Annotated in this window: 18 protein-coding genes and 1 pseudogene; 7 read left to right on the top strand and 12 right to left on the bottom strand. The window is 71.3% G+C overall.

From position 1 onward, the window contains the following. The first annotated feature begins 21 nt into the window (after positions 1-21). A complete protein-coding gene (locus NVV95_RS02785; protein WP_259485005.1) occupies positions 22-906 on the top strand; it encodes a hypothetical protein in 885 nt (294 codons plus the stop codon). 113 nt (positions 907-1,019) lie between these two features. Here NVV95_RS02785 and NVV95_RS02780 read toward each other — a convergent pair whose 3' ends face one another. Then, positions 1,020-2,330: a cell wall-binding repeat-containing protein gene (locus tag NVV95_RS02780; RefSeq protein WP_259485004.1), complete on the bottom strand. Its 1,311-nt coding sequence runs from the start codon at positions 2,328-2,330 to the stop codon at positions 1,020-1,022. Between the two features lie 387 nt (positions 2,331-2,717). On the opposite strand from NVV95_RS02780, the pseudogene NVV95_RS02775 reads away from it, so the two are divergent. Further along, positions 2,718-4,272: pseudogene (locus NVV95_RS02775) on the top strand (SulP family inorganic anion transporter). 91 nt (positions 4,273-4,363) lie between these two features. Here NVV95_RS02775 and NVV95_RS02770 read toward each other — a convergent pair. The 6 genes from NVV95_RS02770 to NVV95_RS02745 form a co-directional block, all read right to left on the bottom strand. Then, entirely contained in the window at positions 4,364-5,674 is a 1,311-nt protein-coding gene (locus NVV95_RS02770) for a cell wall-binding repeat-containing protein (RefSeq protein WP_259485003.1), read from the bottom strand. An 83-nt stretch (positions 5,675-5,757) separates the two neighbouring features. Beyond that, positions 5,758-7,227: a dihydrolipoyl dehydrogenase family protein gene (locus NVV95_RS02765; RefSeq protein WP_259485002.1), complete on the bottom strand. Its 1,470-nt coding sequence runs from the start codon at positions 7,225-7,227 to the stop codon at positions 5,758-5,760. 198 nt (positions 7,228-7,425) lie between these two features. After that, entirely contained in the window at positions 7,426-8,460 is a 1,035-nt protein-coding gene (locus NVV95_RS02760) for a G5 domain-containing protein (RefSeq protein WP_259485001.1), read from the bottom strand. Between the two features lie 90 nt (positions 8,461-8,550). Continuing rightward, the gene (locus NVV95_RS02755; protein WP_259485000.1) at positions 8,551-9,333 is read right to left on the bottom strand and encodes a lysophospholipid acyltransferase family protein; all 783 of its coding nucleotides are present in this window, start codon (positions 9,331-9,333) and stop codon (positions 8,551-8,553) included. 53 nt (positions 9,334-9,386) lie between these two features. Further along, positions 9,387-10,250: a siderophore-interacting protein gene (locus NVV95_RS02750; RefSeq protein WP_259484999.1), complete on the bottom strand. Its 864-nt coding sequence runs from the start codon at positions 10,248-10,250 to the stop codon at positions 9,387-9,389. Positions 10,251-10,370: 120 nt separating this feature from the next. Next, complete coding sequence (locus NVV95_RS02745; RefSeq protein ID WP_259484998.1) at positions 10,371-11,816, bottom strand: GH1 family beta-glucosidase; 1,446 nt, start codon at positions 11,814-11,816, stop codon at positions 10,371-10,373. 357 nt (positions 11,817-12,173) lie between these two features. Between NVV95_RS02745 and NVV95_RS02740 the strand changes: the two genes are divergently transcribed. Continuing rightward, a complete protein-coding gene (locus NVV95_RS02740; protein WP_259484997.1) occupies positions 12,174-12,827 on the top strand; it encodes a hypothetical protein in 654 nt (217 codons plus the stop codon). Positions 12,828-12,959: 132 nt separating this feature from the next. Here the strand turns inward: NVV95_RS02740 and NVV95_RS02735 are convergent, their stop codons facing one another. After that, positions 12,960-14,099, bottom strand: a complete 1,140-nt coding sequence (locus tag NVV95_RS02735; RefSeq protein ID WP_259484996.1) for a serine hydrolase domain-containing protein — start codon at positions 14,097-14,099, stop codon at positions 12,960-12,962. Positions 14,100-14,458: 359 nt separating this feature from the next. Here NVV95_RS02735 and NVV95_RS02730 point away from each other — a divergent pair, with 359 nt between their 5' ends. The 3 genes from NVV95_RS02730 (at position 14,459) to NVV95_RS02720 (ending at position 15,495) form a co-directional block, all read left to right on the top strand. Then, positions 14,459-14,692 carry a hypothetical protein gene (locus tag NVV95_RS02730; protein ID WP_259484995.1) on the top strand — a complete coding sequence of 78 codons (234 nt, stop codon included), beginning with the start codon at positions 14,459-14,461 and terminating at the stop codon, positions 14,690-14,692. Then, entirely contained in the window at positions 14,689-15,015 is a 327-nt protein-coding gene (locus tag NVV95_RS02725) for a hypothetical protein (RefSeq protein ID WP_259484994.1), read from the top strand. The genes NVV95_RS02730 and NVV95_RS02725 overlap by 4 nt, the downstream gene beginning before the upstream one ends. A 192-nt stretch (positions 15,016-15,207) precedes the next feature. Then, positions 15,208-15,495 (top strand): hypothetical protein, encoded by a 288-nt coding sequence (locus tag NVV95_RS02720; RefSeq protein ID WP_259484993.1) that lies wholly within the window; start codon positions 15,208-15,210, stop codon positions 15,493-15,495. 189 nt (positions 15,496-15,684) lie between these two features. Here the strand turns inward: NVV95_RS02720 and NVV95_RS02715 are convergent, their stop codons facing one another. Together NVV95_RS02715 and NVV95_RS02710 are read right to left on the bottom strand one after the other, a co-directional pair. Further along, a complete protein-coding gene (locus NVV95_RS02715) occupies positions 15,685-16,032 on the bottom strand; it encodes a hypothetical protein (RefSeq protein WP_259484992.1) in 348 nt (115 codons plus the stop codon). A 565-nt stretch (positions 16,033-16,597) separates the two neighbouring features. Next, the gene (locus NVV95_RS02710) at positions 16,598-17,764 is read right to left on the bottom strand and encodes a TerC family protein (RefSeq protein WP_259484991.1); all 1,167 of its coding nucleotides are present in this window, start codon (positions 17,762-17,764) and stop codon (positions 16,598-16,600) included. A 189-nt stretch (positions 17,765-17,953) separates the two neighbouring features. On the opposite strand from NVV95_RS02710, the gene NVV95_RS02705 reads away from it, so the two are divergent. Next, positions 17,954-19,414, top strand: a complete 1,461-nt coding sequence (locus NVV95_RS02705; protein ID WP_259484990.1) for an anthranilate synthase component I family protein — start codon at positions 17,954-17,956, stop codon at positions 19,412-19,414. A gap of 16 nt (positions 19,415-19,430) precedes the next feature. On the opposite strand, the gene NVV95_RS02700 is transcribed toward NVV95_RS02705, so the two are convergent. Both NVV95_RS02700 and NVV95_RS02695 read right to left on the bottom strand, forming a co-directional pair. Then, positions 19,431-19,916 carry an SRPBCC family protein gene (locus tag NVV95_RS02700; RefSeq protein WP_259484989.1) on the bottom strand — a complete coding sequence of 162 codons (486 nt, stop codon included), beginning with the start codon at positions 19,914-19,916 and terminating at the stop codon, positions 19,431-19,433. A 15-nt stretch (positions 19,917-19,931) separates the two neighbouring features. After that, positions 19,932-20,336 carry an ArsR/SmtB family transcription factor gene (locus tag NVV95_RS02695; protein WP_259484988.1) on the bottom strand — a complete coding sequence of 135 codons (405 nt, stop codon included), beginning with the start codon at positions 20,334-20,336 and terminating at the stop codon, positions 19,932-19,934. Positions 20,337-20,343 lie beyond the last annotated feature (7 nt).

Here is a 20,343-nt window from a genome sequence, read left to right as displayed (position 1 = left end):
GGCACGGGTAGGGTCGGGGCCGTGACGGCGCTGGAGCGGACCTATCGGAACGGGCGGATCGCCATCGGCGGCACCGTGCTGCTGATCGGCATCGCGGTGATCGTGACCTCGTTCCGCACCGGGGTGCTGGGCTCGATCAGTGCGTACTACTACACGCCCGCGCGCAACGTGCTGGTGGGGGCGCTGCTCGCGGCGTCGGTCGCGATCCTGGTGCTGTCGGGGCGGGGCGCGCAGCGGGCGCTGCTCGACGCCGCGGCGGTGGTGGCGCCCGTGATCGCGCTGGTGCCGACGCCGGTGGGCGCGGGAGCGGTGCCCGGGGTGGCGGTGGAGTGCGCATCCGGCTCGCGCTGTGTGCCCGCCGACGTGCTGCCCGACGTGCAGGTGGGGGTCGCGGTGTACCTCATCGCCGGTGCGCTCGCGGTGGGGGTCGTGGTGGCGCTCGCTGCGGCGAGCGGTGCGGGGCGTGGTGCGCTGCCGTCGGCCGGTGTCGCGGCTGGGGTGCTCGCGATCGTGGCGGCCTGGTGGACGCTCGCTCCCGACGCGTTCCTCGCCGGTGCGCACCTCGCGGCGGCGGTGGTGTTCTTCGGGCTGGTGGCAGCGGTCGCCGTGGTGAACGCGGTTGCTCCGCCGTCGAGGTCAGGCGCCCTACCCGCTCAGCCGACGGCGCACCGCCGGCCGCCCGCTCGCTGGCTGCGCCGGAGCTACGGGGTGCTGGCCGCCGCGCTCGTGCTCGATCTGGCGCTGACGGTGGCCGCGGTGCTCACGGGCCACGCCGACGACACGGCGCCGCCGCCGGTTCTCATGGGCGAATCGATCGCCCTGGCGCTCTTCGTGGTCTTCTGGGTGCTGCAATCGGCCGAGCGCTGGGACGATCCGGACCCGGCGGTACTCGCTGCGCGCTCCTGAGCGGTTGCCCCATCCTCCGCGCAGCTTTTCCCAATTTATCGATGCCACCGCCGGAACCGACAAAGGGTGCGACCGTCTCCGATCGCACCCTCCGTCATCAGGTCATCACGTCATCACTCGAAGGGGCACATCCCCAGCTTGGCGACGTTGTCGCTCAAGGCCGCAGTGCCACCGAGCACGACGATCTTCTCGGGGATCCGCGATCCCATGTCGAAGGCGGCGTCTCCGTAGAGGCAGCTCGGCGGGGTGAGGTAGACCGGGCTGGCGGCGAGGCCCGCCGCGACGGCGCCGGTCAGCGCGTCGGGGTAGTTCGCGCCGCTGGCGATGTAGGCGCGCTCGGCCTTGGTGAAGATCGCGTCGTTGATCCTGGCGTTGACCGCGAACCGGTCAGCACCGCTGTATCGAACCGTCGTGTACGTCTTCTCCAGGTCGTGCTGCAGTCCGGTGGAGACAGCGATTGTGCCGCCCACGATGTGAGCCGTCTTCGCGCCGAGCCCGCTGATGGTGGAATGCTCGGCCACGCTCAACGCGGTTCGGGCCCCGTCGACGAGCAGAACGGGGGAGTGCCCCTTCGCCGCGGCCGGAGATGCGCTCAGGGCGTCGGGGAAGTTGGAACCGGTCGCGATGTAGATGCTCTCGGCGGAGTCGATACCGAACTTTGCATTGTCGATGACGGCCCGGGAGACCTCGTAGCGGTCGGCGCCGCCGATGCGAGTGACGGTGACTCCGGGAAGAGCTGCCTTCAGCTCATCCACCACGGCGGGGCTGACGGCATTAGGGCCACCCACCACCACGACATCACTCGAACCGAGTCGAGCGATCTCAGCGGTGACGTCGGCGGGGACGTGGGCCTTGGGCGTAAGGAGAAGTGGTGAATCGTGGTGGGCCGCCACCGCCGCCGTGCTGAGGGCGTCTGCGAAATTCTCCCCACTTGCGAGATAGACGATGTTCGCCTTGTCGAAGGTAGCCTTCGAGACCAACACGCCTTGGTCGTATCGGTCGCGCCCGCCGATGCGCTCTACGGGCGGGGTGGCCTGAACCGTCATGGTGCAGTCGACATGGGCCTTCGTCGTCGTGCCGTCGGCGGCTCGGATGACCGAGTCGACGGAGAAGGTCGAGGTCTGAGCGCGAGTGGGCGTGCCCGTCGCGAACGGACGCGTGCCGTCGAGATACGGCTTCAACCCGTCGGGAAGCGAACCGCCGATGGTGACGGTCGCCGTTGCCGGTGCGACGACATCGCTGGAGAGGAACGAGAAGCCGAGGGGCAGCGCTACTGCGGCTTTTGCGGGGGGACAGACGAGAGTCGGCGCGAGGGCCTCCGCCGAGGCCGACGTCGCGACTGCCGGTAGCAGGGTCGCTCCGGTCAGGATGGCGAGCGCGACGGTGCCGACGCGCGCGGACGGACGATGGATGACAGATGCCATGGTTGAGAATCCTCTTCGTAGTGGCGAGAACACGACGATGGCAGTCGAACAGCGAGGTCTGTTATGAGCAATTTCTACTCACCGGCCGAACGCGCGCTCTGCAGCTCACGACCGCAGAAGGGGCGGAAGAAGGCGCGGAGTTCGGCGGCGTAGAAGGCCGGCTGCTCCACGGGCGCGAAGTGGCCGCCGTGGAGCGGGTGGGTGACCGAGACCGTGTCCGCCGCGCGGTCGAGCCACTGCCACCGCTCGGCATGGGTCGACCGTAGCGCCGCGGGGCGGGCGGGGCGAGCATCCGCTGGCCGTTCGCTCAGGGGGCTCGACGTCAGGAGGCCGGGGATCGAGTGCGTAGCATTGACGGGCGCGGCTCCGACCCGGTCCGCTCAGCGGATGAGGGGACCTACGATCGCGCTCGCAGACAGCACAGCACCACAGCAGGAGATCACGACGCGGGCGGCGTTCCGCAGCCCGGTGCTGCTCAGCCGGGAGGTGCTCGCGGGGATCGTCACGACGCTCGCGCTCATCCCCGAGGTGATCTCGTTCTCGGTGATCGCCGGGGTCGACCCGAAGGTGAGTCTTGTCGCATCAGTGGTGCTGGCGCTGAGTATGTCGGTGCTCGGCGGGCGGCCCGCGATGGTCACGGCCGCGGCCGGGTCGGTGGCGCTCGTCGTGGCGCCGCTCGTCAAGGACCACGGCGTGGAGTACCTGCTGCCGACGGTCATCCTGGCCGGGCTGGTGCAGATCGCGTTCGGCGCGCTGGGGCTGGCGCGACTCGCGCGGTTCATCCCGCGCAGCGTGATGGTGGGGTTCGTGAACGCGCTGGGCATCCTGATCTTTGTGGCGCAGGTACCGCATCTGATCGACGTGCCGTGGCTGGTGTACCCGCTGTTCGCGCTGACGGTCGCGATCATCCTGGTGCTGCCGCGGTTCACGAAGGCGGTGCCGGCGCCGCTGGTAGCGATCGTCGTGGTGACCGCGATCGTGATGATCGCGCATCTCGGGGTGCCGAACGTGGGCGACGAGGGGGCGATCGGGGGTTCGCTTCCTGGACTGACGCCGTTCCTCGCGCCGCTCGACCTCTCGACCCTCGCGCTGATCTGGCCGACCGCGCTGAGCGTGGCCTTCGTGGGTCTGATGGAGACGCTCCTGACCGCGAAGCTCGTCGACGACCTCACCGAGACCCGGTCGCAGAAGAATCGCGAGTCGTGGGCGCTGGGGGTGGCGAACATCCTCGCCGGCTTCTACGGGGGCATCGCCGGATGCGCGATGATCGGCCAGACCGTCGTCAACGTGAAGATGGCGCGGGCCCGCACGCGCATCTCGACGTTCGTGGCGGGGCTCGTGCTGCTGGCGCTGGTGACGCTGTTGAGCGACGTGATGGCGCAGATCCCGATGGTGGCGCTCGCCGCGGTGATGATGATCGTGGCCGTGACGACCGTCGACAGGCACAGTGTGCGGCCGTCGACCCTGCGGCGGATGCCCGTGCCCGAGACGCTCGTGATGGCCGTGACGGTGGCGGTCGTGGTGGCGACGGGGAACCTCGCGATCGGGGTGCTCGTGGGGGTGGTGCTGGCGATGGTGCTGTTCGCGCGGCGGGTGGCGCACGTGATCACGGTGACGCGGGTCGTGGTTCCTGCTGCTTCATCGACGGATGCGCGGGCTGCGGCCGGGGCGGCGGAAGACGGGTCGACGGGCGTTCGGTACCTGGTGCGAGGCCCGCTGTTCTTCGGGAGCTCGAACGATCTCGTCGAGCATTTCTCCTACGCGATCGACCCTCCGCAGGTCGTGATCGACTTCAGCGGCTCGCAGATCTGGGACGCCTCGAGTGTCCGCCCTCGACGCCGTGGTGACGAAGTACCGCCAGCACGGCATTGAGGCGCAGATCGTGGGCCTCGACGATCGCAGTTCGCTGTTCCACGGAAAGCTCACCGGTCTGCTGCGCTGACGGGTCCGCCTCAGCCCTGCGCCACACTTGGAGGAGCGAGCACGGCGGAGCCTCTGCAAGAAGCCCCGCCGCGGTCGCTAGGACGAGACGGCTACTCGGTGGGGCAGAGCGTCAGGGAGTCGATGGCCGTGCCGAGGCTCGCCGTGCCGCCGAGGATCACGATCTTCGCCGGAGCAAGTCGCCCGATGCTGAACCCGATCGGGCCCGAGATGCAGTTCTTCTCGGTGATGGCGAGCGGGTTGCCCTGAGTGCCCGCGGCGGCGCCACCGCTGAGGGCGTCGGGGAAGTTGCTGCCGCTGGCCAGGTACAGCGTGTCGACGGTCTTCGTGAAGGCGGAGTCGTTCAGACGGGCGTTGACCTCGAAGCGGTCTTCGCCGCTCACACGGGTCATGACGTAGTACTTCGCCAGGTCGGACTCGATGGCCGTGCCGACGGCGGCCGGGCCACCGACGATGGAGGTGGACTTCGCACCGAGGGCGGAGAGGGTCGCCTTCTCGGGCGCGCTGAGGCTCGTCGCGCCGCCGTTCACGAGTAGCACCGGGGCGTCGATGAGCGCGGCCACCGGCGACGCGCCGAGGGCGTCGGGGAAGTTGGTTCCCGTCGCGATGTAGACGTCGTCGGAGGCCGGGATGCCGAAGGTGTGGTCTCCGATCAGGTTGCGAGAGACCTCGAAGCGGTCGGCGCCGCCGATGCGAGTGACCGTGCTGGTCGTGCCGAGGGCCGCCTTCACCTGATCGACGACGGCCGGCGCGACGGCCAGAGGGCCGCCGACGACCACGACGTTCTTCGGAGTCAGACGCTTCAGCTCGGCCACGACCTCGTCAGTGACCCGCGCGGTAGTGGTGAGGAGCAGTGGGGCGGAATGCTCGGCCGCGACAGACGAGGCGCTCAGCGCATCCGGAAACTTCTCGCCGCTTGCCAGGTAGACGGTCTCGGCCGTGCTGAAGGTCGCCTTGGAGAGGAGGGCGCTCTGTTCGAACCGGTCTTTGCCTGCGATGCGCGAGACGGTGGGGGCGGGGCTGACGGTCAGCCCGCATTCGACGGAGCCAGTGGTGGTCTTGCCGCCTTCGGTGATCGCGATCGTGATGGCGTACTGCGCCGTCGAGGCTTTGGTGGGAGTGCCGTGCAGGTAGGCGCGCTGCGAGTCGCTGTAGAGCGTCACACCGTCCGGGAGCGTTCCGTCAATCATCGCCTTCAGTGTGGCCGGCGCTGTGACCGGGGCGACCAGGTCTTGCGAGGTGATCGGGAAGCCGGCCACCGCGCGGCTATGGTGGCAGGTCGGCGACGGGATCGCCGCGGAGGCCGAGGTGGCGACGGCGGGGAGGAGCGCGGCGCCGAGGACGGCGGCCGTGGCGAGGGCGCCGAGCGTCAGGCGGCGGGACGAGGAGGAGAGCACGGGCATGGGGCGGGTCGCTTTCGGTCGAGTCTGGGTAGAGAAACGACTCTGTCGGTGGAGCGACCGGGGGAGTTATGAGTACTTCGTACTCAATCCAGCTCGGTCGGCCGCGGCGACTCCGCCAGCAGAGCCCTCGCCGCCAGCCCGATGACCGCGCTGTAGGTGGGGTACGCGAATCGCACGTTCGCCAGCGTCGAGACGTCGACCCCGGCCGCCATCGCCGTGGTCACCGACTGCACCACCTCGATCGCGTTCTCGCCCACGGCGTGCGCGCCGAGGATGAGCTCGCGCCGACGGTCGGCGATCAGCTTCAGGAACCCCGTCTCGCGGTCGTCGATCACCGCTCGGTCGACATCGCCGAACGGCACCGTCGCGACGACGCACTGCGGGTCGCGCTCGCGTGCCTCGACCTCCGTGAGCCCGACGCCCGCGTAGTCGGGGTCGGTGAACCCTCCCGCCGGCAGCAGGTGCTGCGGGGTGCGGCGGTTCACGCCGAGCACCGCGTTCTCGGCCGCCGCCTCGCCCTCGAACTGCGCCGCCTGCACGAGCATGTCACGCCCGTTCGCGTCACCGACGGCGAAGATGTGGGGCACGGCGGTGCGGAAGTACCGGTCGGCCGGGATCGCCGAGCGCACGACCTCGACGCCCGCCTTCTCGAGACCCAAGTCGTCGACGTCGGCGGGCCATCCGGTGGCCATGATCACAGCGTCGACGGTCTTCGACGTCGCGGCACCGGCTGCGCGCCACGACACCGTGACACCCGATGGGGAACGGGTCAGCCGCTCGACGGTCTCGATGCCGGTGTGCACCTCGACGCCCTGGCGGGTGAACGCGGCGGAGACGACCGACGCGATCGCCGCATCCGACGCCATCAGCACGCGCGGCGCGACGTCGAGCAGCGTGACCTCCGATCCGAACGAGCTGAACACCGTCACCAGCTGGGCTCCGGTGTTTCCCGCACCGATCACCGCGACGCGGCGGGGCAGCTCGGGCAGGTGCAGCACGTCCTCGGGCACGGTGGCGAGTTCGGCACCCGGGATCGGCAGCCGGCGCGAGTGCCCGCCGACGCAGATCAGCACGGACGCGGCGCGCACCCGCCGCCTGCTGTCGAGCACCAGCGTGGTCTCGTCCTCGAAGCGCGCGCGTCCCTCCTGCACGAGGGTGATGCCCGCCTCGGCGAAGCGCTCGGCCTCCCGCTTGATGTCGCGCACCCGGTCGACGCGGGCGTGCACGTTCGCGACGGTCGCCGCCCAGTCGATGCGGGGCGCGCCGAGCTGGATGCCGTAGTCGTCGGAGTGCCGCGCGTCGCGCATCAGGCGGGCGGTCTTCGCGAGCACGCGGGTCGGTACGCAGCCCGTGTTGACGCAGGTGCCGCCGACCCGGCCGGCCTCGAGCACGACCACCCGGGCCCCGAGCTCGGCGGCGCGCAGGGCGGCGGCGGTGCCGGCGGGCCCGGCGCCGATCACGGCGACGTCGAACGTGTCGCCGGGTGCGATTCCGGATGGGGTGGTCGCCTCACCGGGATCGGCTGCGGCAGGGGTGCGGGTCGAGTCGGGCATGCGGCGTCCTTCGGGTGTGGCTGCGCATCCGTCGTCTCGGTGCGCTCGCGGCTGAGGGCCTGCCCCCAGGCAACCACGGCCGGGGCCCGGGCACCAGAAGGAAGGAGGACCCGGCGTCATCAGGGAGCGCTCCCGGCACTACCAGTGGCGGTCCGGCGCCACAATGAGGCGGCACCGGCACCACCACGAGGCGGAAGATCAGTCGCAGGCCCATCCGTCGCCGTCGCGATCGAGGTCGTAGATGTCGCTCCCGATCACCTGGACCGGCCCGGGCGCGTAGGACGGCCCGTTGCCGCTGCCGCCCGGGCAGTCGACATCCGAGTCGATGGGGACGCAGCCACCGGCGTAGTTGGGGTCGCATCCCCCTCCCTCCGGAGCGGGCGCGGCTTCCGGAGCGGGGGGCGGGGCGGGCTGAAGGCTGCCGATCGCGATGAGCTCGTCCACGGGCGCCGCAGTGACCGTCTCCGAGACGAGGCTTCGGCTGGTCTCGACCCCGTCGGTGGTCGTGATCTGCCACCGCTTCACGAGCGTGCCCGGCACTCCGGCGGTGACGGTCACGGATGCTCCCAGTTCGAGAGTGGGCTCGTCGTAGCTGGAGGAGGCGAAGGGGATGGGCTCGGACACGTCGACGAGCTGGGTGCCGACGACCGGGGTGGGCGTGGGGGTGGGGGTCGGCGCGGCGGTCTTCTTGGGTGACGGCGTGACGGTCGGACGAGGGGTGGCGGCTTCGGGGGCGACCGGTTCGGGAGAAGTCAGCAGCGAGACAGCGGCGCCCTCAGCGGTGTCGGGTGCCGGGGCTGCATGCGGCGCCATCAACGAGCCCACCAGGAGCAGCGCGGCCGAGATGCCCAGGGCGGCCCCGCCGGCCCGCCTCGTGGGTGCCACGTTGAGAAAGCTGGGTCGACGCGTGACGAGCACGTAGACACCGGCACCGATTCCGAAGAGAGCGAGCCCCACCAGGAACCCGCCGATGCCGTTCGTACCGGCGCCGACGATCGAGACGAGCACTGCCAGCGACCCGACGATGTAGGTCGAGAGCGTCGGTCTCCAGGACCGTCGAGCGGTCGACGACCGGACCGGACCAGCAGGCGCCACCGGTGCCACCGGCGGGACGGGCCCGACCGGAGCTGCCGACCAGGCGGAGGTGAACTCGGTCCAGCGTGTGCCGTCCCACCAGCGCTGCGCCGTCGGGTCGGAGGGGTCGGTGTACCAGCCGGGGGGCGTCGTCGTCATCGGGTCGCAATCGGGTCGTCGGGCGATCGGGCCCTCGAACACTACAGATGTCGACGGATGTCGGGGAAGTCCCCGGACAGGGGGGTCGGTTCAGGAGCGGGACGCCGCCTCCGTCGCCCGGCGCGCGTCGCGGGCCGCGTCGGCGGCCGCCGCCTCCTCCGGGGTCGGCGCCGTGCCGCCGAGGTGCCGCGGCTGCCACCACGCCCCCGTCCCGTCGACGGGATACGAGCGCTGCAGGGCATCCGTCTGCGACACGAGCACGTCGTGCAGCCGGGAGGTGGCCTCGCCCGGGTCGTCGGTGGGCGCGACGACGAGCGGGGCGCCGAAGGAGAAGTGCACCGGCACACCGATGCGGTCGCGCATCCTGAGTTTGCGGTTCTTGGTGAGGAGCCGCTGACCGCCCCAGACCGCGACCGGGATGACCGGCACGCCCGCCTCGGCCGCGAGCCGCACGGCGCCGGTCTTGAGCGAGCGCACCGTGAAGCTCGCGCTCACGCCGGCCTCGGGGAAGACGCCGATCAGCTCGCCCCGGCGGAGCGCCTCGACGGCCGCCGCGTAGGCCGAGCCGCCCGCGGACATGTCGACCTCGATGTGCTTCATGCCGCGCAGCAACGACCCGACGACGGGCTTGTCGAAGGCGCGCTTGGTGGCCATGAAGCGGATGCGCCGGAGGTTGTGCAGCCACGTCTGCCATTCGACCAGCGCGAACTCGAGGTAGCCGAAGTGGGTCATCGCGATCACGGCGCCGCCCGTGTCGGGGATGTTCGACAGGCCGGTCGCGTGGCGCTTGAGGCGCCAGGAGGCGAACAGGGTACGGCCGATCGCGATGGCGGCGGCGTAGACGGGCTCGGGTCGGCGGCGGGGGCGGGTCATGCGCTTCACGCTACGGCGACCGGATGGGAAAGCACAGAGACGGCCGGCCCCGCTCAGCCCGGGAAGATCTGCCCGACCGGTTCGCGCTTCTCCGCCTGGAAGGCGTCCTCGGCGCGGCCGTGCGCCCAGTACGCCGAGAGCGACAGGCGGGCCCGGGGAATGCCCCAGGTGTCGAGCAGCAGCGGCCGCAGCGCCTTCATCGCCCCGCGCTCGCCGTGCACGAAGGCCTGGGTGTCGCCGCTCGGCGCGGGCAGCGAGGTGAGGGCGTCGACGAGGGCCGTCGAGACGCCGGCGACGGCTCCGCCGCGGTGCACCCAGGTGACTCCCACGCCGGACGGCGCGGTCAGGGGCAGCTCGTCGGCCGGCCCGTCGACCTCGATCAGGGCAAGCCCCCGGGCGTCGGCGGGCAACGACTCGAGGGCGGCGGCGATGGCCGGCACGGCCGACTCGTCCCCGGCGAAGAGGTGCGACGAGGCAGCGGGATCGGGGGAGTAGCCCGATCCGATCCCCGAGATCACCAGATCGTCCCCGGGCCGGGCGGCCGACGCCCAGGGGCCGGCGACGCCGGCGATGCCGTGCACGACGAAGTCGATCCAGACCTCCCCCCGCTCGTGGTCGACCCGGCGCACGGTGTAGGTGCGCTGCGTGGGCAGCTCGGCGGTGTCGTGCGTCTCCCGCAGGGCCGCGAGGTCGTACGGCGGCCGCAGCGTCGAGCCGGCCGGGGAGAAGAGCAGCTTCGCGTAGCGGTCGGTGTGGTCTGACGAGGGGATGTTCGCCACCGCCTCCCCGTGCGCCACGACCCGCAGGAGGTGGGGTGTGAGCTGCTCGGTGCGCCGCACCTGCAGCACCCGCTGCGGCTGGGGCGGGCGCGGGGGACGGCGGGCTGGGGCGGTGGGGGAGGCGACGGCGTCGGTCATGGACTCGACGCTATCGCCTCGACCTGAGGGTGCCCTAACTTGGGTGGGGCGGGCGGCCTCGCGGGCGCACATCCGCCCGCCGGCCGCCTACCCCGCGCTCACGCCGCGCTCACGCCGCGCTCACGCCCCCGGGATCGTCCGCGACGCGATCAGCGCCGCGTACCACCGCGCGCTGTCCTTCAGCGTCCGCACCTGCGTCTCGTAGTCCACGTGGATGATCCCGAACCGCTTCGAGTACCCGTAAGCCCACTCGAAGTTGTCCATCAGGCTCCACACCTGGTACCCGCGCAGGTCGACGCCGGCCGAGAGAGCGCGGTGGGCGGCCGTGAAGTGGCGGCGCAGGTAGTCGACCCGCAGCGGGTCGTGCACCCTCGCCTCGCCGTCGGCATCCGTCGTCACCGAGTCGTCGAAGGCGGCACCGTTCTCGGTGATCATCAGCGGCTGGTTCGGGAACTCGGCGTGCAGCGCGAGCAGCAGCTCCTCGAGTCCCGACGGGTCGATGTTCCAGCCCATGGCGGTGTAGGGGCCCGGCTGCGGCAGGAACTCGATGTCGTCGGCGCCCGGCCACGGCGAGCCACCTGCGTCCTTATGGCCATCCGCCATCTGACGAGGCGAGACGCCGTCCCACACCGCCACCAGGGTTGTGGAGTAGTAGTTGACGCCGAGCACGTCGAGCGGCTGCTGGATGATCTCGAGGTCACCGCTCTTCACGAACGACCAGTCGGTGATCGACGCCGTGTCGGCGAACAGGTCGGGCGGGTAGGCGCCGTGCAGCAGCGGCCCGGTGAAGGCGCGGTTGGCGATCGCGTCGACCCGGCGCACCGCTTCCGCACCGTCGGAGCCGTCGCCGCGGAAGACGTGCAGGTTCAGCGTGATCGAGTACTGCGGGTCGTTCGTGACGACCTCGCGCAGCGCCTCGATGGCCAGTCCGTGCGCGAAGTTCAGGTGGTGCACCGCCTTCAGAGCCGCGAGCGGCGAGGTGACGCCCGGTGCGTGGGCGCCCGAGCCGTAGCCGAGGTAGGCCGAGCACCAGGGTTCGTTCAGCGTGGTCCACACCGCGACCCGGTCGCCGAGGGCCTGGCCGACGAGCCGGGCGTAGTCGGCGAAGGCCTCGGCCGTCGAGCGCACGGTCCAGCCGCCCTCGTCCTCGAGGGCCTGCGGCAGGTCCCAGTGGTAGAGGGTGGCGATGGGGGTGATGCCTCGGGTGATCAGGCCGTCGACGAGCTTCGAGTAGAAGTCGAGCCCCTCCTGCACGGCCGGGCCGCGGCCGGTGGGCTGGATGCGCGGCCACGCGATCGAGAACCGGTACGACTCGAGGCCGAGCTCGACCATCAGATCGAGGTCGCTCTCCCAGCGGTGGTAGTGGTCGTCGGCGACGTCGCCGGTGTCGCCGTTCCAGACCTTGCCGGGGGTGTGGCTGAAGGTGTCCCAGATCGAGGGGCCGCGGCCGTCTTCGTCGTAGGCGCCCTCGATCTGGTACGACGCGGTCGCGGAGCCGAAGAGGAAGCCGTCGGGGAACGTCAGCCCCGAGTCGCGGTAGTCGGGGTTGCCGGTGGTGGAGCTCATACCGGGGGTGTCGCCTTTCGGTCTGACGACGGCGCCTGGCCGTCGCGATTCGTGTGGGCGCTACGGTGCGCCCTCGCCCATGATGCCTGTGAGAGCGCTCTCTTGTCGATCCCCCTGTCTCGATCGCTGGTCGGTCGGCGGATGCTCGGGGCGGGCTCTCGGCGTCGGACGCGGTTGGGGCGCTAGGGTTCGGGCGGGGCCTGAGCGGGGCTTCTTTCGGGCCCGCGGGGGCTTCGGTGGGTTGTTCGGGCCTGTCGGGTTGTGAATTCGCGGGCTCGCCGGCTGGTTGGATCATGTGGCTCGCCGGTCCTGTTGAGCTCAGCGAATGCAGCGAATGCATCAGAGGCGGAGGCGGACGTGAATCGAAGGCTGATGATGGCGGTCTGGGCGCTGTCGGGGCTGACCAGCCTGGTGTTCGCGGGATACTGGGCGTGGTACGCGGTGCGGCTCGCGGGGGCGTCGGGCACGTCGCCAGGCGGTTCGGGCGGTGCCGACGGCGTGGGCGGCACCGGCACCGGCACCGGCACAGCCGACCTCGCCGGCGCGCCTGCCGTGGTGGGCGTCGCGACCGCGGTGGTGGTCGTCGGCCTCGTCGTCGTGGTGCTGCTCGCCGCACTGGGCCAGGTGCGCCTGAACCGGCTGCGGCGCCGATTCCCCGAGTCGACGATCGTGCGCGCGCGGGCTGTCGGCGGTCTGGACGCCTTCGCCGACCGCTACTGGCTCGACACGGGGCGGCCGCTTCCCACTTTCTCCGGCCCGCTCTACGCCTCCTTCAGCCCCCGAGTGCTCACCCTGCTCTCCCGCGACGGCGCGGAGGTCGTCTCCTTCGACACCACCTACGCGCGCCTCGACGTGGAGGAGCGTGGCGGATTCGCAGGCGGCGACGCGGCGGTCGCCGTGGCGATCGAGGGGTACCCGCGGTTGGTGCTCGCGTTCCCGCGGGCGTGGTCGCTCGGGGCGCTGCAGCTGTCGCCCGCGGCGGTATCGGACCTGGTGGCGCGCACGCGCTGATCCGACCCGACCGAGGTGCGTGCCTGTTCGCACGGGCGAGCGCACGCGAGCGCTGCCGCCCGGCGGTGCGTGCCGGCGAAGGCGCTTGAGCGCGACCGCATGCGTGCCGGCGAGCTTACGAGAGCGCTGTCGTCAGGCGGGCGCGGCCGCCAGTGCCGCCTCCACCGCGTCGGCGAGCGCGTCGACGCGGGCGAAGGTGCCGAGCGAGCGGGTGACGAACGCGAAGGAGTAGTCGTGCTCCGGCGAGTACCAGGCCGCGCTGCCGCCGATACCGCCCATGCCGATCTCGCCGCCGTCGACCCGAAGGCCGAGCGACCACTCCACCGGACCGTCGACGAAGAGATCGTGGCCGACCGCCTGCGGAGCGAGGTACTCGGCGTGCAACGTCGGCCCGATGCGCGTGGCGACGCGCCCGTCGGCCCGGTGCACGTCGTCGTAGAAGCGCGCGAGGCTCGACGCCGTCGTGAACAGCCCGGTCGCCGGTATCGACGCCTCGCGCCAGGCGGGTGAGTTCAGCCGGGCGGGGTCGAGGTGGCCGGGCGGGCGGTCGAGCATCCGGCGACTGCTCTCGCGGGCCAGATAGGGGGCAGACCAGTCGGGGTCGACCACCTCGAGGTCGGCGACCCGCGGATGCTCGTTCCGCCCGACCCCGAACTGCAGCTCCATCGGGCCGTCGCCGAGCGTGGATTCCGTGCGCCACAGGGCGGCGAGCTGCGCGGCGGCGGTCCGAGCATCCGGAGCCCCCGCTTTCGCGAGCAGCCCGTCGATCAGCGTGCCGTAGGTGAGGGCGTGCTCGGCGATGACCTCGCCGGGCGGGCCGATCGGGGCGCTCGACTCGAGGTCGGCGAGGAGGGCGTCGGTGTCGAGGGCGTCGAGGGGCCAGGCGGCGGGGGAGAAGGCGGGAAGACCGGCGCGGTGGCTGAGGAGCTGGCGGAGGGTCGTGTTGCCCTTGCCGTGGTGGGCGTAGGCAGGCCACCAGCGGGCGATCGGGTCGTCGAGCGTGAGGAGTCCGTCGGCGACCGCGGTGAGGGCGGTGAGGGCGGCGATGGGTTTGCCGGCGGAGAAGACGCGGCTGAGCGTGCGGGTGGTGAACGGGCGGGTTCGAGCCGTGTCGGCCCATCCGCCGGCTGCGGTCAACAGCGATCGGCCGTTGCGGTGGACCGCGAGCGATGCGCCCACGTCGTCGCCGGCGATGAACAACGCACGAAAGGCCTCGGCGACCGGGTCCAGGGCGGGCGCTGCGGTGATGGTCAATGGTGGCGTGGACGGCATGGGGCTCCTCTCGACAGCCCACCAGTCTGCCCGATGGCCGTGGACGCCGTGGGTCGGCCCCGGCGGTGCGCTGGCCGCGGTCGCATGCGGGCGGCGATCGCACGGCGGCTCGGCAGGTCATTCGGGCGGCGGCGGTGGGTGATGAGGCCCGGCAGGGTATTCGGGTGGGGCGGGCGGTGGTGGGCTCCAAGGCGGCTCGGCGGGTGGGAGGGCGGCCGGGACGGGATGGCTCGGAGGGTTGGCAGGGCGGCTGGGGGCGGGATGGCTCGGTGGGTGGGGCGGGCGGCTGGGGGCGACCGGGTGCAGGGTGGAGGGTGGAGGTGGGCGGCGCATCCGGTGCGGCTCGACGGGAGGCAGCGATGACCGAGCATCACGACGGCAGCGGCGAGCAGCACGAGGGCGTCAGCAGCGACGACCACGTCAGCAGCGGGAGCAGCGACGCGAAGGACAGCGCGAAGGCGAACGGGGCCGAGGGGCACGAGCCGGCCTCGCCCGGTGGATCAGCCGACACGGGGCCCGACCCCTACGACATCGAGTCCGATCTCGGACCGGACGGCGTGCCCGCCACCGAGCCCGAGGCCGACGCCGAGTGACGGACACCGCGAGCGACCCCGCCGCCTCGGATACCTACACCTCCGCAGGCGGCCCCGACACGGCAGGACAGCCCTACACGCGCGATGGCGGCCGGCCCGATCCCGAGCATCCGCCGACCATCGTCGGAGCCGACGCCGAGAACGTCGTGATGGTGCAGACCTCGGGCTCGACCTGGGATGTCCGCGTCAGTGGCACCGACGATCTGGTGGGCGCCATCGCGAAGAGCGACGGTGGCTATCGGGCGACGGATGCGCGGGGGTCCGAAGCGGGCGAATACGACTCGCCCGAACTCGCCATGTTCGGGATCATTGCGCGCGCCTGATCCAAGGCGGATCCCCACGTCGGCGACGGTCGGGGCACATGACTCGCGACTTGGGATCCACACCGACCGGCTTCTCAGGGAGAGCCGCAGGTGCCGCTGACGGCGTACGCAGTTCGCGAATTGTGTCAAGCGGGTGGCCGAACGCGCGGATCGGGCGTCTGTAGAAGTATCACAAGTGGAGGGCGGTCGCTGATGATCGGAAATGCGAAGACGACGATGGAGGCGACGGTGCCGACGACGTCCCCGCAGCGCACTCACACAAGGACCGAACCGCGCGCGGAGAACCGCAGCCAGTCGGCCGTCGGCTGGCGCTGCGTGCAGGCCGGACTTTGGGTCGCGTCGGGTGCTCAGGGCGAACCCCTCGGCATCGTGTCTGAGAACTGGGGGCGCGGCTTCGCGGTCACCACCGCCTGGGGCCTCGACCTCGGGCTGCACGCGACACTTCCGGCGGCCAAGACGGCGCTCGAACAGTCCCGCTGATCAGTCCACGGTGGCCCGTCTCCACCGCTGACGGACCTCGAGACTGAACGAGCCCGGTGGCTGCGGCCGCGCGATTCGAGCACCGCACCAGGCGCCCGTCGTGAGAGTGGCCGGGGTCGCCAATGGCGCGACCCGGCAGACGGAGAGTGTGGCAACCGACGCCCGGGGCTGGTGATGCATTCGGGCCCGTCACGGTTCTTCGTCCGGCTCGAGCGGGATGAGTTCCACCTCGAGCATCGGCGGCGCCTGCCGCTCCCGGGGCGGGAGGGTGAAGTCGAAGTCGGCCGGCCCAGGCGTGGGCGGGTGCCGGGCGAACTCGGGCCGGAACGCGAACCGGCTGTCGATCGGGGCGCGCAGTGCTGACGCGGGCCCATGACCGCCCCCGGATGGCGAGCGGCGGCGCGGCGTCGGATCGTCCGGACCACCGAAGCGGACGGTGACGATCGTGTCGTCGTTCTCATCGAGCTCAGGGAACTCCGTCACGCCGGAACGGCCCGTCACGAAGGGGCGTGAGGTGCGCGCAGCGGAGTCGGTCACACCCGGTTGGAGGGACGCGCATCCGTCGGGAGCCCGCGCAGGGAGGGACGCGCATCCGTCGGGAGCCCGCGCAGGGAGGGACGCGCATCCGTCGGCCTGACATCGGGCTAGTGAGGGCCCGTCGTGCGCACGAGGGTGCGCCGCGTGGCCTTCGCGCCAGCACGCGCACCGATCAGCGCCCTGACCGGCGAGTGAAGCGAACGGCGCGACGCGGCGCCGGCGCCGACGCCACGGCAGACGCCCCGCTCGCAGCCGCGACGACGCGGAGACCCGCGCAGCAGCCACCGACGCCACGACCAACATCGCCACCAGCACAACCAACGAGGCCACCAGCACAGCCCACGCGGCGACCATCTCAGGCCTCACGACGAAGCCCGCCGACAGACCCGCTCGCGCGCCGTCTCTCGACGGCAAGGGTACGAACGCTCATCGCAGAGCACTCCGATCCCGCAGCCCGTTCCCTCGGACACGGAGAGCATAGCCGCGGAAACGACGAACCGCCGCCGCCCACCCACGACTGTGGACGAGCGGCGGCGGCCGCGGAACGTGCAGGAGAGGACGCGGGTCAGCGCGTCGGGTGCTCCTCGTGCGCCCGGGAGACGGCCGCCTTCAGCGACTCGTCGCCGAGTACCGCCTCGCGATGCTTCGGCGGGAGCGCCTCGGCCTTCGAGTGGGTCTCCTGCAGGCGGTCGAAGGCGGCGGCCCGCTCGGGCTCGGGCTTCGAGGTGTCGACGGCGTCGCCCGCGTGCCGTCGGATGGCCGCCGCGAAGTTCTGCGCGCGACCCTTGGGGCTCAGCAGCGATGCGACCACCGTGACGACCAGGATGCCCACGATCACCGACAGCGACAGCCCGGTGCTGATCTCGAACACCTCCACGTGCTCGCCGCCGTTGATGAACGGCAGCGTGTTCTCGTGCAGAGCGTGCAGCACGAGCTTCACGCCGATGAACGCGAGGATCGCCGCCAGCCCGATCGACAGGTACACCAGCCGGTCGAGCAGCCCGTCGATCAGGAAGTACAGCTGACGCAGACCCAGCAGCGAGAAGGCGGTCGCGGTGAACACGATGAACACGTTCTCGGTGAGGCCGTAGATGGCCGGTACGCTGTCGAGCGCGAACAGGATGTCGGTGAGGCCGATCGCCACGATGACGAGCAGCATCGGGGTGAGCACCTTCTTGCCGTTCTCCATCGTGAAGAACTTGTCGCCGTCGTAGCGGTCGCTCGTCTTCACCAGGCGCTTCGCGAGCCTGACCATGAGACTGTCGCCGGCGTGCTCGTCGTGCGGTCGCAGCAAGTTGATCGCCGTGACGATCAGGATGGCGCCGAACAGGTAGAACACCCAGGAGAACGCCGAGATCGCGGCGGCACCGATGAGGATGAAGCCGGTGCGGGCGATCAGCGCGAAGACGATGCCGAACAGCAGCACCTTCTGCTGGTCGGCGCGCGGCACGGCGAAGCTCGACATGATGATGAGGAACACGAAGAGGTTGTCGACCGACAGCGCCTTCTCGGTGATGTAGCCGGCGAAGTACTCGCTGCCGGCGGTCGCGCCGCCGAAGACGAGAACGCCGATGCCGAACAGGATGGCGATGCCGACGTAGATCGACGACCAGATGGCCGCCTCTTTCAACGTCGGTTCGTGCGCTTTTCGCACATGGAAGACGAAGTCGAAGGCCAGCAGGCCGATGATGCCGACGATGGTCAGCGTCCAGACGTATCCGGGGACGTCCAATTTTCCTCGTTTCGGGGAGCGGGGCGGGCGTGAGCGGGTACCGGGTGGTAGTACTCCGAACAATAATCACTTCCCCTGGGAAGCGACTGAGGCGTGAGGCCGCTGAACGACCCGATGAGACCCCGGATGCGCGTCCCGGCTCACCTCCCGTCGCCGACCCTCCGCACCGGGGCGTGGCAGACTCGGGGCATGGCATCGCGGCTGCTGCGTCACTCCGTCGCCGGGGCCGCGGCCCTCGATCCCGCGACCGTCTTCCGCGCGCTGCACGGCGACCCGGCCGCCGACGCCTTCTGGCTCGACGACGCCCACGGGTGGAGCATCATCGGCACGGGGTCGCGATGGCCGCTCGACGGTCCGCTGCTCCCGGCGCTCGCCGCCGAGGAGCGGGCGTGGCGAACCGACCCGCTGGTGGTCGACGCGGACGCTCCGCCGTTCCGTCCGGGCCTCGTGGGCTGGCTCGGGTACGAGGTCGCCCGCGAGACGATGGGGGTTCCGGATGCACGTCCGAGCCGGTATCCGGATGCCGCGTTCCTCGTGGTCGACCGCGCCATAGCGCTGGGGCCGATCACCGGGGGCGCGCGGCGGGTCGAACTGCTCGCGATCGGGTCGGCGTGGACGGGCGAACTCGACGCCTGGCGCCGACGAATCGCCGCGGCCCTGGAGGCCCTCGCTGCCAATCCGACCCAACCCGTCTCGCAGTCTCCCGACCTCGATCCTCTGCCGGAGCGCCCGACCGTGCGCTGGCGCGACACCCGCGACCAGTACCTCGATGCCGTGCGAGCCTGCCAGGCGGCCATCACCCGCGGAGACGCCTACGTGCTGAACCTCTCGACCGAGATCGAGGTGACCACCGCATCCGCCGCCGGCTTCGACGCCCTCGAGATCTACGACCGCCTGCGCGCGATCTCGCCCGCCCCGCACGGGGGCGTGCTGCGCATCGGCGGGGTCACGCTGCTGAGCTCGTCGCCCGAGCGATTCGTGCGGGTCGCCGGCGGTGCGGTCTCGACCCATCCCGTGAAGGGCACCCGGCGGCGATCGACGGATGCGCGTGTCGACGCCGCCCTGCGCGCCGAGCTGGCGGCGAGCGTCAAGGAGCGCGCGGAGAACGTCATGATCGTCGACCTGATGCGGAACGACCTGGCTCGGGTGAGTGTGCCGGGCGGGGTGGAGGTGACGTCGCTGCTCGAGGTGGAGACGCACCCGCGGGTGCATCAGCTGGTCAGCGCCGTGGCCGCGCGGCTGCGACCGGGGGCGGGCGTCGCCGAGGTGCTCGACGCGACGTTCCCGGCGGGGTCCATGACGGGGGCGCCCAAGCGCAGTGCGGTCGAGATCCTCGACCGACTCGAGCAGCGGGCTCGCGGACTCTACTCGGGGGCGTTCGGCTGGATCGGCCGCGACGGCGACGCGGACCTCGCGATGACCATCCGGTCGATCGTGCTCGACGCAGCGGTCGATGCCGGTGGTGCCGGGGTCGACGCCCACGCCGACACGCCGGGCGCGCCGCCCACGCCGCCCACCCGGGCCAACCGGGCCACCCGGGCCACGATCGGCGTCGGCGGTGGCGTCACCGCGCTCTCCGTTCCCGAGGAGGAGTACGACGAGGTCGAGCTCAAGGCGGCCGCCCTGCTGGAGGCGCTCGGCGCCGTCTGAGCGCGACGTCAGGCGGTCACTCCTCGAGCAGGCCGTCGATCTGGCCCATCGCCTGACGCATCCCCTCATCCATGCCCATCGCGAGCAGCTGCTCCAGCTGTTCGAGCGACGCGAAGGTCGACACCGTGGTCATCGTCGTGGACCCATCCGCTTCTTCGAGGGTGACGACGGCATGCGTCACCGGCATCGAGGGGTCGGGTTCGCCCTCGGCGTCGGCGAAGCCGTCCGCCCACTCGAAGCGACGGGTCGGGGAGACGTCGATGGCGCGCCACCAGCCGCCGGCACGGGTGCCGTCGGGCCCGGTCATCACGTAGCGCGACTCCCCGCCCGGGACGAAGTCATGGCGCTCGAAGGTCGCCGGCCAGCTCGGCGGACCCCACCAGCGCTCGAGCTGCCGCGGGTCTTCCCAGACCTGCCAGACCCGCTCGGCGGGGGCGTCGAAGCGCGCGACGACGGTGAGGGCGAGCGCCTCGGTATCGCGTTCGGAACTGATGACGGGCATGGTGACGTCCTTTCGTCAGGTGTTCGGGGTCGGCTCGTCGTTCGGCGAGTGGTCGGATGCTTCTGCGGAATAGTCGCTTGCGATCAGCAGGTCGATGCGGCCCACGCGATCGCGCCAGAGCTGCTCGAACTCGGCGAGCAGCCCGGAGGCTTGTGCGATGCGTTCCACCCGCGCGCGCACGAGCTGCTCCTTGCCGAACCGCTGCTTCTCGATCAGCCCGCAGCGATCGAGCACCGCCACGTGCTTCTGCACGGCGGCGAAGCTCATCTCGTAGCGCTCGGCGAGCGCACTGATCGAGTGCTCGCCGCCGAGGGTGCGCCGCAGGATGTCGCGCCGGGTGCCGTCGGCCAGCGCCCGGAAGACGGCGTCGGCGTCGGTGCCGGCGAGCGGTGCTGGGGGATCCAGAAGTCGTGAAACCATTTGGTTG

It is taken from the genome of Herbiconiux gentiana (assembly GCF_024978135.1).
Lineage (GTDB): Bacteria > Actinomycetota > Actinomycetes > Actinomycetales > Microbacteriaceae > Herbiconiux > Herbiconiux gentiana.
Note: the sequence above shows the minus strand (reverse complement) of the source record. Positions and strands in the feature narration are given on the sequence as shown.

Coding starts and splice junctions, on each gene's coding strand:
- NVV95_RS02780 (WP_259485004.1), bottom strand. CDS start 2,330: ATGGCATCTGTCATCCATCGTCCGTCCGCGCGCGTCGGCACCGTCGCG.
- NVV95_RS02770 (WP_259485003.1), bottom strand. CDS start 5,674: ATGCCCGTGCTCTCCTCCTCGTCCCGCCGCCTGACGCTCGGCGCCCTC.
- NVV95_RS02765 (WP_259485002.1), bottom strand. CDS start 7,227: ATGCCCGACTCGACCCGCACCCCTGCCGCAGCCGATCCCGGTGAGGCG.
- NVV95_RS02760 (WP_259485001.1), bottom strand. CDS start 8,460: ATGACGACGACGCCCCCCGGCTGGTACACCGACCCCTCCGACCCGACG.
- NVV95_RS02755 (WP_259485000.1), bottom strand. CDS start 9,333: ATGACCCGCCCCCGCCGCCGACCCGAGCCCGTCTACGCCGCCGCCATC.
- NVV95_RS02750 (WP_259484999.1), bottom strand. CDS start 10,250: ATGACCGACGCCGTCGCCTCCCCCACCGCCCCAGCCCGCCGTCCCCCG.
- NVV95_RS02745 (WP_259484998.1), bottom strand. CDS start 11,816: ATGAGCTCCACCACCGGCAACCCCGACTACCGCGACTCGGGGCTGACG.
- NVV95_RS02735 (WP_259484996.1), bottom strand. CDS start 14,099: ATGCCGTCCACGCCACCATTGACCATCACCGCAGCGCCCGCCCTGGAC.
- NVV95_RS02730 (WP_259484995.1), top strand. CDS start 14,459: ATGACCGAGCATCACGACGGCAGCGGCGAGCAGCACGAGGGCGTCAGC.
- NVV95_RS02720 (WP_259484993.1), top strand. CDS start 15,208: ATGATCGGAAATGCGAAGACGACGATGGAGGCGACGGTGCCGACGACG.
- NVV95_RS02705 (WP_259484990.1), top strand. CDS start 17,954: ATGGCATCGCGGCTGCTGCGTCACTCCGTCGCCGGGGCCGCGGCCCTC.
- NVV95_RS02700 (WP_259484989.1), bottom strand. CDS start 19,916: ATGCCCGTCATCAGTTCCGAACGCGATACCGAGGCGCTCGCCCTCACC.
- NVV95_RS02695 (WP_259484988.1), bottom strand. CDS start 20,336: ATGGTTTCACGACTTCTGGATCCCCCAGCACCGCTCGCCGGCACCGAC.